The organism is Rhizobium sp. M1 (assembly GCF_002531805.1).
GTDB lineage: Bacteria > Pseudomonadota > Alphaproteobacteria > Rhizobiales > Rhizobiaceae > Rhizobium > Rhizobium etli_C.
In genome coordinates this window covers 39,385-52,597 of sequence record NZ_NWSW01000008.1, presented here as the reverse complement: position 1 = coordinate 52,597, position 13,213 = coordinate 39,385, and the positions used below count along the sequence as shown (strand labels likewise).

General features: G+C 61.5%; 12 protein-coding genes and 1 pseudogene. 10 read left to right on the top strand and 3 right to left on the bottom strand.

Features of this window, described 5'->3' with window-relative positions:
* The first annotated feature begins 12 nt into the window (after positions 1-12).
* The 5 genes from CO655_RS09290 (at position 13) to CO655_RS09270 (ending at position 5,957) form a co-directional block, all read left to right on the top strand.
* Positions 13-726: an HAD-IA family hydrolase gene (locus CO655_RS09290; RefSeq protein WP_097608739.1), complete on the top strand. Its 714-nt coding sequence runs from the start codon at positions 13-15 to the stop codon at positions 724-726.
* Between the two features lie 63 nt (positions 727-789).
* Positions 790-2,400 carry an ABC transporter substrate-binding protein gene (locus tag CO655_RS09285; RefSeq protein ID WP_097608738.1) on the top strand — a complete coding sequence of 537 codons (1,611 nt, stop codon included), beginning with the start codon at positions 790-792 and terminating at the stop codon, positions 2,398-2,400.
* A 91-nt stretch (positions 2,401-2,491) separates the two neighbouring features.
* Positions 2,492-3,442, top strand: coding sequence for an ABC transporter permease (locus tag CO655_RS09280; RefSeq protein ID WP_097664438.1), 951 nt, complete (start codon positions 2,492-2,494; stop codon positions 3,440-3,442).
* Positions 3,439-4,305, top strand: coding sequence for an ABC transporter permease (locus CO655_RS09275; RefSeq protein WP_097664437.1), 867 nt, complete (start codon positions 3,439-3,441; stop codon positions 4,303-4,305). Before CO655_RS09280 ends, CO655_RS09275 begins: the two co-directional genes overlap by 4 nt.
* Complete coding sequence (locus CO655_RS09270; RefSeq protein ID WP_097608735.1) at positions 4,302-5,957, top strand: ABC transporter ATP-binding protein; 1,656 nt, start codon at positions 4,302-4,304, stop codon at positions 5,955-5,957. Before CO655_RS09275 ends, CO655_RS09270 begins: the two co-directional genes overlap by 4 nt.
* A gap of 281 nt (positions 5,958-6,238) precedes the next feature.
* On the opposite strand, the gene CO655_RS09265 is transcribed toward CO655_RS09270, so the two are convergent.
* On the bottom strand, positions 6,239-6,922 hold the full coding sequence (locus CO655_RS09265; protein ID WP_097664436.1) for an aspartate/glutamate racemase family protein: 684 nt from the start codon (positions 6,920-6,922) through the stop codon (positions 6,239-6,241).
* Positions 6,923-7,369: 447 nt separating this feature from the next.
* On the opposite strand from CO655_RS09265, the gene CO655_RS09260 reads away from it, so the two are divergent.
* From CO655_RS09260 to CO655_RS09245, 4 genes are read left to right on the top strand one after another with little or no spacing between them, the layout of a single operon-like run.
* Positions 7,370-8,692: an FAD-binding oxidoreductase gene (locus CO655_RS09260; protein ID WP_097664434.1), complete on the top strand. Its 1,323-nt coding sequence runs from the start codon at positions 7,370-7,372 to the stop codon at positions 8,690-8,692.
* 53 nt (positions 8,693-8,745) lie between these two features.
* Positions 8,746-9,873 (top strand): FAD-dependent oxidoreductase, encoded by a 1,128-nt coding sequence (locus tag CO655_RS09255; RefSeq protein ID WP_097664433.1) that lies wholly within the window; start codon positions 8,746-8,748, stop codon positions 9,871-9,873.
* Complete coding sequence (locus tag CO655_RS09250; protein WP_097664432.1) at positions 9,854-10,156, top strand: (2Fe-2S)-binding protein; 303 nt, start codon at positions 9,854-9,856, stop codon at positions 10,154-10,156. Before CO655_RS09255 ends, CO655_RS09250 begins: the two co-directional genes overlap by 20 nt.
* On the top strand, positions 10,153-11,655 hold the full coding sequence (locus CO655_RS09245; protein ID WP_097664431.1) for an NAD(P)/FAD-dependent oxidoreductase: 1,503 nt from the start codon (positions 10,153-10,155) through the stop codon (positions 11,653-11,655). The genes CO655_RS09250 and CO655_RS09245 overlap by 4 nt, the downstream gene beginning before the upstream one ends.
* Positions 11,656-11,919: 264 nt before the next feature.
* Here CO655_RS09245 and CO655_RS09240 read toward each other — a convergent pair whose 3' ends face one another.
* Both CO655_RS09240 and CO655_RS09235 read right to left on the bottom strand, forming a co-directional pair.
* Positions 11,920-12,276, bottom strand: coding sequence for a cupin domain-containing protein (locus CO655_RS09240; protein WP_064685941.1), 357 nt, complete (start codon positions 12,274-12,276; stop codon positions 11,920-11,922).
* A gap of 272 nt (positions 12,277-12,548) precedes the next feature.
* Positions 12,549-12,725: pseudogene (locus tag CO655_RS09235) on the bottom strand (Lrp/AsnC family transcriptional regulator); the annotation flags it as partial.
* A 199-nt stretch (positions 12,726-12,924) separates the two neighbouring features.
* On the opposite strand from CO655_RS09235, the gene CO655_RS09230 reads away from it, so the two are divergent.
* Complete coding sequence (locus tag CO655_RS09230; RefSeq protein WP_097608730.1) at positions 12,925-13,212, top strand: DUF2282 domain-containing protein; 288 nt, start codon at positions 12,925-12,927, stop codon at positions 13,210-13,212.
* The last annotated feature ends 1 nt before the right edge of the window (position 13,213 follow it).

The following is a 13,213-nucleotide window of genomic DNA, read 5'->3' as shown; positions in this document are numbered from 1 at the left end:
TGGGGAATTCGCGTGAGCAAGAGCCTTCCGGAATTCAAGTACCTGACCTTCGACGTCGTCGGCACGCTCATCGATTTCGAGGGCGGCCTCAAGAGCTGTTTCGCCGAGATCGCGGCCGAAACGGGAAATGAAATCGATGGCGAGCAGGCGCTCAGCCTCTATCGCGAAGCCCGCTACTCAGACGACGCCGACCTCTTTCCCGACGACCTCGTGCGCGTCTACCTCGCAATCGCGCCGAAGCTCGGCCTGCCCGCCGATCGCAAATATGGCGAGCGGCTGCGGGACTCGGCGAAAAGCTGGAAGGGTTTCGCAGACAGCGCCGCAGCCCTGGCAAGGCTGGGGCAAACCTACCGCCTCGTTGCGATGACCAATGCCCGCCGCTGGGCCTTCGCCTTCTTCGAGAAGGAGCTCGGCAATCCCTTCCATGCCGCCTTCACCGCCGACGATACCGGGACCGAGAAACCCGATCCCGCCTTCTTCGAGACGGTCTTCGCCTACATCGCGTCGGAAGGGCATTCGAAGGATGACATCCTGCATGTCGCCCAGAGCCAGTATCACGATATCGGGATTTCCAGGAAACTCGGGGTGACCAATTGCTGGATTGAGCGGCGGCACGCTGAGAAGGGTTACGGCGGCACGATCGAACCAGCCGAGTTCACGACGCCCGACTATCATTTCACGTCCATGGCCGGCCTTGCCGATGCCGTGGCCGCCGCGCGCGCCTGACTTTTAAAACCGGATCGGGCTCGCCCTGCACGGCCGCCCGCCACAGAAGAAAAGGGGAATGAGATGAACGACAAGATCACCAATTGGACCAGATCCGACGACGCCATGGTCGAAACCGCCATCCGTCGTGGCGCCACCCGCCGCGAGCTGCTGCATATGATGCTCGCGGGTGGCGTCGCCATGTCCGCCGGCGGGCTCGTGCTCGGTCGCGCCGGCAAGGCGCTCGCTGCCACGCCCGTTTCCGGCGGGGCGCTGAAGGCGGCCGGCTGGTCGTCCTCGACGGCCGATACGCTCGACCCCGCCAAGGCATCGCTCTCCACCGACTATGTCCGCTGCTGCTCTTTCTACAACCGCCTGACCTTCCTCGATAAATCAGGCACGCCGCAGATGGAGCTCGCCGAAGCCGTGGAATCCAAGGACGCCAAGACCTGGACGGTCAAGCTGAGGAAGGGCGTCACGTTCCATGACGGCAAGCCGCTGACATCAGACGACGTGGTCTTCTCGCTGAAACGCCATCTCGACCCGTCGGTCGGCTCGAAAGTTGCCAAGATCGCCGCTCAGATGACGGGCTTCAAGGCGATCGACAAGCAGACCGTCGAGATCACGCTCGCCAATGCGAATGCCGACCTGCCGACCATCCTTGCGATGCATCATTTCATGATCGTCGCCGATGGCACGACCGATTTCACCAAGGCCAACGGCACCGGTGCTTTCGTCAAGGAGGTCTTCGAGCCGGGCGTGCGCTCGGTCGGGATCAAGAACAAGAATTACTGGAAATCCGGCCCGAACGTCGATTCCTTCGAATATTTCGCCATCAGCGATGACAATGCCCGTGTCAACGCGCTGCTGTCGGGCGATATTCACCTGGCATCTGCGATCAACCCGCGCTCGATGCGCCTCGTCGAAGCCCAGGGCGACGGCTTCGTCCTGTCAAAGACGACCTCCGGTAACTATACCAACCTCAACATCCGCCTCGACATGGAGCCCGGCAGCAAGCGGGACTTCATTGAAGGCATGAAATATCTGGTCAACCGCGAGCAGATCGTCAAATCGGCGCTACGCGGCCTTGGTGAAGTCGGCAACGACCAGCCGGTTTCCCCCGTCAACTTCTATCGCAACGCAGATCTGAAAGCGCGGGGCTTTGATCCTGATAAGGCGAAGTTCCACTTCGAAAAAGCCGGCGTGCTGGGACAGTCGATCCCGGTCATCGCCTCGGATGCGGCGAACTCCTCGATCGACATGGCCATGATCATGCAGGCTGCAGGCGCCGAGATCGGCATGAAGCTCGATGTTCAACGCGTTCCGGCCGACGGCTACTGGGACAATTATTGGCTCAAGGCGCCGATCCATTTCGGCAACATCAACCCGCGCCCAACGCCGGACATCCTGTTCTCGCTGCTCTATGCGTCGGACGCGCCCTGGAATGAAAGCCAGTATAAGTCCGAGAAATTCGACAAGATGCTGATCGAGGCGCGCGGACTGCTCGACCAGGAGAAGCGCAAGGCGATCTACAACGATATGCAGGTCATGGTGGCCCAGGAGGCCGGCACGATTATCCCGGCCTATCTCTCCAACGTCGACGCAATCGCTGCCAAGCTCAAGGGCCTGGAAGCCAACCCGCTCGGCGGCCAGATGGGGTATGCTTTCGCGGAATATGTCTGGCTCGAAGCCTGACGAAAACAGACGGGGACCGGAGCAGCCGCGCCGTTCCGGTCCCTCCATTCGTATTGATGGATTCAACTCGAACGCAGAAAGGGAGGCGCCCGTGAACACTCACGTCTTGTCCCTTGTGCTGAGCAGATTGCTCGTCGCCGTGATCACGCTGGCGATCGTCTCCTTCGCCGTCTTCTTCGCGACAACGCTCCTGCCGGGAGATACGGCGACGATCCTGCTCGGCCAGGCTGCCACCCCGGAAGCCGTCGAAGGCCTGCGCAAGGCCATGCATCTCGACGAGCCCGCACTGTTCCGTTTCCTGCGGTGGTCGATCGGGCTGCTGCAGGGTGACCTCGGCACGTCCTATGCCAACGAAATGCCTGTCGCCAGTCTCATTGCCGGCCGCTTCGTCAATACGCTGAAACTTGCCGGCGTCACCGCGCTCTTCTCGGTGCCGATCGCGCTGACGCTCGGCATCACCGCGGCGATGCTGCGCGGCAGCCTCTACGACCGGATCGTCACCGTAATCACTATCGGCGTCATCTCCGTGCCGGAATTCATGGTGGCGACGTCGGCCGTGCTGATCTTCGCCGTCTATCTGAAATGGCTGCCGGCGCTCTCTTTCGCCAATGAGGTCCATAGCCTGACCGACATTATGCGCGTCTACGCCATGCCGGTGATCACCCTGACCTTCGTCGTCTCCGCGCAGATGATCCGCATGACGCGGGCAGCTGTCATCGAGACGCTCAGCACACCCTATGTCGAGATGGCCTTGCTCAAAGGCGCCTCGCGGCCGCGCATCGTCTTTCGCCATGCGCTGCCCAACGCACTGGGGCCGATCGTCAATGCCGTTGCGCTGTCGCTCTCCTATCTGCTCGGAGGCGTCATCATCGTCGAGACCATTTTCAACTATCCCGGTATCGCCAAGTTGATGCTCGATGCCGTCGCCACCCGCGACCTGCCGTTGATCCAGAGCTGCGCGATGATCTTCTGCCTTGGTTACCTGCTGCTGATCACCATCGCCGATATCGTCGCCATCCTTTCCAATCCGAGGCTCCGATGACAATGACCCGTTCCGAGACCACTTCCGACCGGCCGTCCGGAGTCCGGCTCGGCTATCGCTTCAACATCGTCGGCGCGATCGGCCTTGCCGTCATCCTCTTGTGGTCGCTCGTCGCGATCTTCGCACCGTGGATCATCCCTCATCCCGTCGGCGAGATTGTCGATCTCGACTATTTCGGCCCGATGAGCCGGGAACTCTGGCTCGGCTCCGACTATCTCGGCCGCGATATGCTCTCGCGGATTCTCATGGGTGCGCGTTATACGGTCGGCATCTCGCTCGCGGCGGTGACGATCGCCTGTTTCAGCGGCGTCGTGCTCGGCATGATCGCAGCCGTCGCCGGCGGCTGGCTGGACACGATTCTCAGCCGCTTCCTCGACGCCCTCAACTCTATCCCGAGCAAGCTTTTCGGCCTGGTGGTGGTTGCCGCAGTCGGCTCCTCGATCCCGGTTCTGATCCTGACACTGTCGGTGATTTATATCCCCGGCGCCTATCGCTTCGCCCGGGCACTCGCCGTCAACATCAATGCAATGGATTTCATCACCGTCGCACGCATCCGCGGCGAGAGCACCCTCTATCTCATTCGCTCGGAAATCCTGCCCAACATCGTCGGGCCGGTGCTTGCCGACCTCGGCATCCGCTTCGTCTTCATCGTCCTGCTGCTGTCCGGCCTTTCCTTCCTGGGTCTCGGCGTCCAGCCGCCCTATGCTGATTGGGGCGCACTCGTGCGTGAGAATATCGGCGGTCTTCCCTTCGGCGCGCCGGCGGTCATGTTTCCGTCGCTTGCCATTGCCAGCCTGACGATTAGCGTCAACCTGCTGATAGACAACCTGCCGCAGAAAATCCGCGATCGGAGCGAGTCATGAGCAATTTCATCGAAATCCGTGACCTCAAGGTCGAAGCAACCACCGATTCCGGCCGACGCGTCGAGATCATCAAAGGCGTCAACCTTGACGTTGCCGAGGGCGAGATCGTTGCGTTGATCGGCGAGAGCGGCTCCGGCAAGACGACGATTGCCCTGACCCTGATGGGCCATACCCGGCCGGGCTGTCGCATCTCCGGCGGCAGTGTTTCGGTCGGCGGTAAGGATGTAGTCAGGCTCGGCGAAAAGCAGCGCGCCAAAATACGCGGCACCGAGGTCGCCTATGTGCCGCAATCGGCCGCCGCCGCCTTCAACCCGGCCACATCGATCATGGATCAGGTGATCGAGGTCACCCGTATTCATCAGCTGATGTCGCCGGAAGATGCGCGTGCCAGGGCGATCGAGCTCTTCCGGGCGCTGTCCCTGCCCGAACCGGAAACGATCGGCAGCCGTTATCCGCATCAGGTTTCCGGCGGGCAGCTGCAGCGTCTGGCTGCCGCCATGGCGCTGATCGGCAACCCGACACTTGTCATCTTCGACGAGCCGACGACGGCGCTCGATGTGACAACCCAGATCGAAGTGCTGCGTGCTTTCAAATCGGTCATGAAGAAGGGCGGCATATCAGGTGTCTACGTCTCCCACGACCTTGCCGTCGTCGCGCAGATCGCCGACCGCATCGTGGTGTTGAAAGGCGGGGAGACCCAGGAAACCGGCACCACCGAAGAAATCCTCAACAATGCCAAGCATCCCTATACCCGGCAGTTGCTTGCGGCCTTCGAGCCGAAACCGCGCGGCGCGGCAGGCATCGCCGAGAGTGCGACGGCGCCGCTCCTGAAGATCGAGGACGTCGTTGCGGGTTATGGGCAGCGCCAGGCCGACGGCCTTCCTCTCGTACGCGCGGTCGAGCATGTGAGCCTGACAGTGGAAAAAGGGCGCAACCTCGGCATCATCGGCGAATCCGGTTGCGGCAAGTCGACGCTTGCCCGCACCATCGCCGGCATCCTGCCGGCCGCAGTCGGCAAGATCGTCTTCGACGGCACGGAACTGCGCCGCAATGCGCGCGAGCGTTCACGCGATCAGCTGCGCGAGATGCAGATCGTCTTCCAATATGCCGACACCGCGCTCAATCCGGCAAAATCGGTCGAGGACATCCTCGCCAGGCCTCTGGTTTTTTACCACCGCATGGATCGACAGGCGCGAAACACCAGGATCGATCAACTGCTCGACATGGTGCGCCTTCCCCGCAATCTGCGCCACCGCCGGCCGGGAGAACTCTCTGGCGGACAGAAGCAGCGCGTCAACTTCGCGCGGGCGCTTGCGGCCGATCCGAAGCTGATCCTTTGCGACGAGATCACCTCGGCGCTCGACACCGTTGTCGCTGCCGCCGTCATCGACCTGCTCAAGGAATTGCAACGCGAACTCGGCCTTTCCTACATCTTCATCAGCCACGACCTGTCGGTGGTGGAGGCAATCTGCGACGAGATCGTCGTGATGTATGGCGGCCGGAAAGTCGAGGAAATCACCCCCTCGAAAGTGAAGGCGCCACAGCATCCCTATTCGCAACTGCTCTTCTCCTCCGTGCCGACACTCGACCCGGCCTGGCTCGACGGGCTCCAGCAGGATCCGGAATTGGTGCGGAGCTATTGCCGCCACTGAAGTCAGACCCGATGGTGCGGCTCGCGGTAGACTGCCTTGTCTAGACAATGCCGCGCCGCCTGATGCGCGAGACCTTCTTTGGTCACTGCTTTGCGAGCAGGATCGCGCAGCATCAAGCCGGCCTGTTTCGAACCGCTGAAAACCGGTGAACCGCTGGCCTAAAGCGCGTCGCATCAAATTTGATTCATGCGACGCGCTTTAACCCATTGTTTTTATGCATGTCGTTGTCCCGGAACCGCTGCACACTTCCGGGCGACATGCATTAACTGCGCGCACTTTCTTCAACGCGCGAGCGCGTTCAGTGCGGAGGACATGTGTAGGACGCCAAGCTCAGGGCTAGCAAGTACCGGCACCGATGCCTCGCTCATTTTATTGAGAGCATTCGCCATTGACGCTTGAGCAAGGACAACCACGTCGACGCTGCCCACGAGTGAAGCGAGGCCTTCACGTATCATTGCATCATGCGCCGCCCTGTCCCCGCTTCGCAATTTTTCAAAGGCGCCATCACAAAGACGACCGGTCACGGAAGCCTTATGCCCCATTCTTTGAGCATGGCGTTCAATTAGCCGGGTTGTAGGATTCATTGTCGTAGGCAGAGTTGCAAGGACGCCAATTCGGTTCCCGCGCCGGATCGCCTCAATCGCCATGCCATCATCTATCCGGAAGAGCGGGACGGGGCAGAGCGACATTGTCGCATCCACTGCAGGACCGAGTGAGGAACAGGTGACGAGGACCGCCGAAGCCCCTGCATCCACCGCCGACCAAATGTGACCCGCTAGCCGCCGCATAGTTTGAGGTGACAACGCGCCTTCACGAATTGTGTTTCCCAGCAGGCTCTCATCTAACATGTTGAACGAGCGCCAACTGGGCAGATGGACACCGACGAGTTCGTTAAATGCGGGGATGATCCCGGGAACCGTATGGATCATAGCAAGCGCTGGGCAATCATTAATTTCCGTAGGCATGGCTTAGATCTCTATTTTGGTTGTGCGCGCGCATCAATTGGAGCCGGCAGCAGTCGGGTTGATGTGGCCCTGAACCCGGCATCTGTCGTGCTACGACCGGAAGTCGATTCAAAACCATTGTCGTCAGACGATGCTTTACAACTTACGTGCTCAACGGCCGAAGTTTTGACTGTCATGCCGCCGAACACGGAACATTCCGCCGTCCCTGCATTTTCTTTCGATGCATGCTGCTCGCCTTCCTCCGGTAGCTTCAGCTGAGTTCACTTCGAGGACGCGCATGACACCAAACTTTGATCCAGGCAGTCTGCCCCAGCCCACCGCATTTGCGGCCGGCTCGCACCGCCATTTCAACTCGATACGATAGCCGTCATCGGCTCAGATGCTTCTGCCGGAGAGGCAGAAACAGTGCCGTATAAGTCGGTTCCAAATCAGTTCAGGTCAGCCTCCATGTCTCCACTCCTCAAACGAATACACAGCGATGAAGAACTCCCCGCCACGGCGGATGTCGTCGTCATCGGCGGCGGCATCATTGGCGCAACGGCGGCTTTCTTTCTAGCTGAGCGGGGACTGTCGGTCGCTCTGGTCGAAAAAGGCCATGTCGGCTGCGAGCAGTCGAGCCGCAACTGGGGTTGGTGCCGCCAGCAGAACCGGGATGAGCGGGAGTTGCCGCTCTCGGGTGTCGCGCTGCGGCTCTGGGGTGAGTTTGAATCCAAAATTGGCGAGGACGTCGGTTTCCGTCGATGCGGCTTGCTCTACGCTACCGACAATCCGCAGCAATTGGCGGAATGGGAAGCATGGCGTCATACGGCCCGCCAGTTCAACGTCAACACGAAGATGCTTGGTGCCGCGGAAGCGGCTGCCGCAATCCCGGCAAATGGTCGCCGATGGCTCGGCGGGGTTCATTCGATTGACGATGGCAAGGGCGAGCCCGCCATCGCCGCGCCGACGATCGCTGAGGGCGCTCGCAAACTTGGAGCGACGGTCCATCAGGAGTGCGCTGCGCGAGGTCTTGATCTGACGAATGGAGCAGTAGCCGGGGTGATCACAGAAAAGGGAACAATCCGGACCCAAGCCGTTCTCTGCGCCGGAGGTGCCTGGACGTCCATGTTCTGTCGCCAGCACGGAGTTCTGTTCCCGCAGGCAAGCGTGCGCCAGACAGCGCTTCGTACGCGGCCCACAGCGAATGTGGGCGAGGCGATCTATACGCCGGACTGCGCGCTGACCCGCCGGTTGGATGGCAGCTACACGCTTGCGATCAGCGGCAGGGCGATGCTCGACATCACCCCACAAGGCATTCGCTATGCCCGCTGGTTCATGCCGATGTTCATGAAGCGTCTGAAAGCGGTGCAGTTCGGCATCGGCAAATCCTTCCTCCAGGGGCCGGAAGCATTCGGAAGCTTGAGCAAGAGTAAACTATCGGCCTTCGAGCGGATGCGCGTTCTTGACCCGCCACCGAGCCGCCGCACGATTGCGGCTATTTTGAAACGGGTCAGCGAGCAGTTTCCTGCATTGACGGGAGTCGAACTCGCCGACAGCTGGGGAGCCTACGTGGATTTCACGCCGGATGCGGTGCCGGTCATCTCGCCGGCCGACGGTGTGAAAGGGCTCTATTTGGCCGCGGGCTGCTCCGGCCATGGCTTCGGCCTTGGCCCGGGCATCGGCCGCCTGGCGGCCGACCTGGTTGCCAATGATACACCCTGTGTTGACCCCACCCCCTTCCGCCTGTCGCGCCTCCTTGACGGTTCGAAGGTCAAAGTCGGCGCAATCTGATCGTGAGGCCAAATCCGGAGAAAGCCGTGGGGTGCCTGGGGGAAGCTAGCGGAATGGATTACGACCTAATCGTCATCGGCGGCGGGCTGGTAGGCGTATCGATAGCCTGGGGCCTGTCGAGATGCGGACAAAGGGTCGCAATCGTCGACGAAGGCGACTTGGCAAACAGGGCCGCCCGGGCAAATTTCGGTCTCGTCTGGAGCTCAAGCAAGGGCCTCGGCAATGCCGCCTATTCGCGGTGGTCGCGAACCTCGACGGCGAACTGGCATCGACTGGCAGCCGAGCTCAAGGCAGAAACCGGCATCGACACTGGCTTCATCCAATCGGGCGGTTTCTCGATTCGGCTCACGCCAACGGAGCTGCAGCGCGGGATCGCATCCATGGCGAAGCTCGCCACCCAGCCGGGAATGGAGGCGGAAGGTACTCCGCCGCTCGAATATGAGATACTCGATCAGGCGGAGACACGCCGCCGCTTGCCACTGGTCGGGGAGACCGTGGCAGGCGCGATTTTCAGTCCTCTCGATGGACACGTCAACCCGCTGCGGCTGTTCGCGGCCTTTCACAAGGCGCTGCAGCAGCGTGGCGTTCATTATCTGCCGCATCGGAAGACGACGGCGATACACCACAGGGCCGGCGCATTCGAATTGTCTGGGGACGGGTGGACGCTGACTTCCGGCAAGATTGTGCTTGCGGCCGGCATCGGCAACACCGCGCTCGCCCCGATGGTTGGGCTGAACGTTCCGCTCACGCCCAGCCGCGGCCAAATTATCGTCACCGAGCGGCTGAAGCCCTTCCTCAGCCATGCCACCGGCTACCTGCGGCAGACAGACGAGGGCTCAGTGCTGATCGGGGAGAGCAAGGAAGCGACAATCGATCACCAGCGGCCGCGAGGGCCGATTTCCGCAGTCATGGCCGAACGCGCTGTGCGCACATTCCCACTTCTGAGGGATGTGAAGGCGGTGCGGACCTGGGCGGCATTCCGTGTGGTGACGACGGACGGCTACCCCATTTACGAGCAATCGGAGAGGTTTCCAGGTGCGTTTGCATTCGCCTGCCATTCCGGCGTGACGCTGGCGGCGAACCATGCGCTGGTCCTGCCACGGCAAATTTCGGCTGGCGAGCTCTGCGCAGATCTCTCCGTCTTTCATTCCCGGAGGTTCCGTGTTCCAGCGGCTGCCTGACAGAACGGAGAGTTCTGTCTCCTTCACATTCAACGGCACGCCGACCACCGCCTGCAGCGGCGACAGCGTCGCCGCTGCACTGCTGGCTGCCGGACATTGCACCACCCGCCGCTCTCCGGTTTCCGGCGCTGCCCGCGGTCCTTATTGCATGATGGGCGTGTGCTTCGAGTGCCTCGTTAAGATCGACGACCGGGCGAACCGACAGGCTTGCCTGATCACCGTGGAAGAGGGCATGCGGGTCGAAACGCAGGATGGCGCCGCCGTGGTGGGACAGGAAGCATGATCCGGAACATTCACTCTGCCGCTGATCTCGCACCTGCCTACGACCTGATCATAGTTGGCGCGGGGCCTGCCGGCCTCGCGGCAGCCGTTGAAGCGTCGGCCCACGGCATCACCGTATTGCTGGCCGACGAAAACGAATCTCCCGGTGGCCAGATCTATCGGTCGGTCGACAGGGCTTCGAACGCCGATCTCGCGCGCATGGGGCCAGACTACGCTGCCGGTCGGATGATCACAGAGCGGTTTCTGGCGGCAGACTTGAGCTATGCCCGTCGGGCGACAGTCTGGAGCGTCGGGCCTGCCGACGAGGAAACTGGCGACGGCGCGCATGGGCTCGAGGTCGGGATCTCGCTCGGAGGCATCGCTCGACCGATCGCAGCCCATCGCGTGATCCTCGCGACCGGCGCGCTCGAGCGTCCGTTCCCATTCCCGGGGTGGACCATGCCCGGGGTCATGACGGCGGGGGCGGCGCAGATCCTGATGAAGTCGTCGGGTCTCGTGCCGTCCGGGCGAACCATCCTCGCCGGGACCGGGCCGCTGCTGTACTTGCTGGCAAGCCAACTTCTCCGGGCAGGCGTGTCCGTGATAGCGGTCGTCGATACCACGCCGGTCGAAAACTGGCGCTTTGCCCTGCCTCACGTGCTTGGCTTTGCCGCGTCGCCCTATGCCCTCAAGGGCCTGAAGCTCCTCTGGGAGGTTCACCGTCGAACCCGTGTCATCCGCGGAGCGACCGCGGTCGAGGCGGTTGGTTCCGGACAATTCAGCGGCTTGCGGCTTCATCGCGGCGACAAGTCCCTGCACGTCGAAGGCGACCTGCTCCTTCTGCATCAGGGGATCGTGCCCAACCTCAATCTCGCGCTGGCAGCCGGATGCGACTACGTCTGGGACGAGCGCCTGGCAGCCTTCCGCCCGGCCGTCGACATTCGCGGCGCAAGTTCGGTTCCGGGGGTCTCGATCGCCGGTGATGCGGCGGGAATTGTCGGGGCGGTTGCCTCGGCTCACCAAGGTGAGTTGGCGGGCCTGACTGCAGCGCTCGATCTCAATCGAATTGGTCAGGGTGTCTACGAACAGCGCCGCAACGAACTCGCACGAAAGCTCGCGCGCGCCATCAGAGGCAGGAGTTTCATAGAGCATCGGTTCCGACCCGCCAAAACGTGTCGTGTGCCAGAAGACGACGGCACCATCGTCTGCCGCTGTGAGGAAATTACGGCTGGCAAGCTGCGTGAAGTTGCGGCGCTCGGCGTGCCGGGCCCTAACCAAATGAAGGCGTTCACCCGATGTGGAATGGGACCGTGTCAAGGCCGGCTGTGCGGTCTGACTGCGGTTGAACTGCTGGCGCAATGCCGTGGCGTTGCGGCCGGCGAGGTCGGCTACCATCGACTGCGCCCTCCCGTCAAACCCGTGACACTTGGCGAACTGGCCGCCTTGCCGCACACGGAGACAGCCATCGTCGCCGTCGCCGGATTCGTTGAAAGAGCTTCCGATGGTGCGCAGGACTACTGATCTCCCCTGCCGCTGTCGTCGGGGCATTGTCGCCGCGATCATCTCGCCGCGCCGGCGAGAGCCTCATGGAGCGTTCGCAGATCGCAGTGGGCCATTCTGATGCGGGCACCGAAGGAGCTGCTCGCGAGCCCGGCAGCATTACAAGAGCGGGCAGATCATCGATATAGGCTATTGAGGAGGCGCGCCATCGCGGCGGTTCAAATTCCCGAAGTCGCCCATCGCGAATTCACAGGTGCGCCATCGGGCGCACCTGAGTTTTGCGGGTCACTCGTAAACACAAAGATAGATTTTGCGGACAGTCTCGATCGTGCGCCAAACACCGACGAAACCCGGCTTCATGACGAAGCTGTCACCAGCACGGTAGGTTTTCGTCTCCCCGCCCTTCTCCTCGATTTCTACGAGACCCGAAATGATGTGGCAGAATTCGTAGGTCGTTCCCTTGATCGAATGATGCTCGCCGGGCGTCGCTTCCCAGACGCCGGTTAACACCTTCTCTCCCTTGGACGCATCCTGGGCCCAGGTCTTGAAAAAGGGATTGCCCGAAATGAGCCGCTCCGGTCCGGGGATCGCATCCTTTGGAGTGAAATCCGGATCGGTGTCGATGGTGACCAGCAGTGACATGTCATCTTCCTTCTTTGGGAGGCGGTTCTGAATCTACGAGGCGGGGGGGTAGACTGCTTCCGAGCGCGATAGGGCAGCGGCCAGGTTGAGGGGTGGATCGTTGTGTCACCCGAGATTAAGGCAATGCGGAAGGCGGCGTTGCCGAACAAAGCGTTGTTTTAGCCGATAATTTCGAAATCTCTCCACGACCCAGCCACACCTGCCGAGTGTTGCGACAGCTGTCACAGAGGAGGCCAAGTGCGGATCATAAATGCCGGCGCAATGCGCGCTCTCTAATGTGGAAACAAAGTGGTCAGCGGCATATGGGCTTTGATGATCGGCGACTTCAGGACGACGAAGCTGAAATATTTGTCGATGCCGACATCCATGTCGGTGAGCCGCTCCATGGTCGCCCGGTATTCGTCGATACCGGCGGTGACGAATTTCAACAGATAATCGTAGCCGCCGGAATGCCTGCCTCGAAGCCATAGCGACGCGGTTGCCAGATCAAGCGCGCACCGGGTCGGGTCGTGCTGGAAAACTGCGACTCCCCGGCAGACGCTGACATCACGAACTTGTGTTCGCGGCCCGACGTAACTTCGGAACTCTCCGGAACGAATGAGTGGTTACGCAGCCGATGATCGGCCTGCGTTAAAGAGGAGATCATTCATGAACCGTTCCACGCTCACGCTCGCCCTCGCCGGCTCGCTCGCCAGTGCAATCGCATCCGCGTCCTACGCTGCACCGCTTGCCCCCGAGAAGATGGTTGGCAACGAGAAATGCTATGGTATCGCGCTAAAAGGCCAGAACGATTGCGCGGCCGGCCCCGGCACCACCTGCGCAGGCACCTCAACGGTCGACTATCAAGGCAACGCCTGGAAGGCGGTCCCCGCCGGCACCTGCACCTCGATGAATGTCGACGGCCATAAGGGCATGTTGGAACCCATGAAGGGCTGAG

What these genes read in the sequence shown, in the direction of transcription:
- CO655_RS09260 (WP_097664434.1), top strand. Translation starts at nt 7,370, where the DNA reads ATGTCTCCACTCCTCAAACGAATACACAGCGATGAAGAACTCCCCGCC.
- CO655_RS09265 (WP_097664436.1), bottom strand. Translation starts at nt 6,922, where the DNA reads ATGCCTACGGAAATTAATGATTGCCCAGCGCTTGCTATGATCCATACG.
- CO655_RS09255 (WP_097664433.1), top strand. Translation starts at nt 8,746, where the DNA reads ATGGATTACGACCTAATCGTCATCGGCGGCGGGCTGGTAGGCGTATCG.
- CO655_RS09285 (WP_097608738.1), top strand. Translation starts at nt 790, where the DNA reads ATGAACGACAAGATCACCAATTGGACCAGATCCGACGACGCCATGGTC.
- CO655_RS09240 (WP_064685941.1), bottom strand. Translation starts at nt 12,276, where the DNA reads ATGTCACTGCTGGTCACCATCGACACCGATCCGGATTTCACTCCAAAG.
- CO655_RS09230 (WP_097608730.1), top strand. Translation starts at nt 12,925, where the DNA reads ATGAACCGTTCCACGCTCACGCTCGCCCTCGCCGGCTCGCTCGCCAGT.
- CO655_RS09245 (WP_097664431.1), top strand. Translation starts at nt 10,153, where the DNA reads ATGATCCGGAACATTCACTCTGCCGCTGATCTCGCACCTGCCTACGAC.
- CO655_RS09270 (WP_097608735.1), top strand. Translation starts at nt 4,302, where the DNA reads ATGAGCAATTTCATCGAAATCCGTGACCTCAAGGTCGAAGCAACCACC.
- CO655_RS09275 (WP_097664437.1), top strand. Translation starts at nt 3,439, where the DNA reads ATGACAATGACCCGTTCCGAGACCACTTCCGACCGGCCGTCCGGAGTC.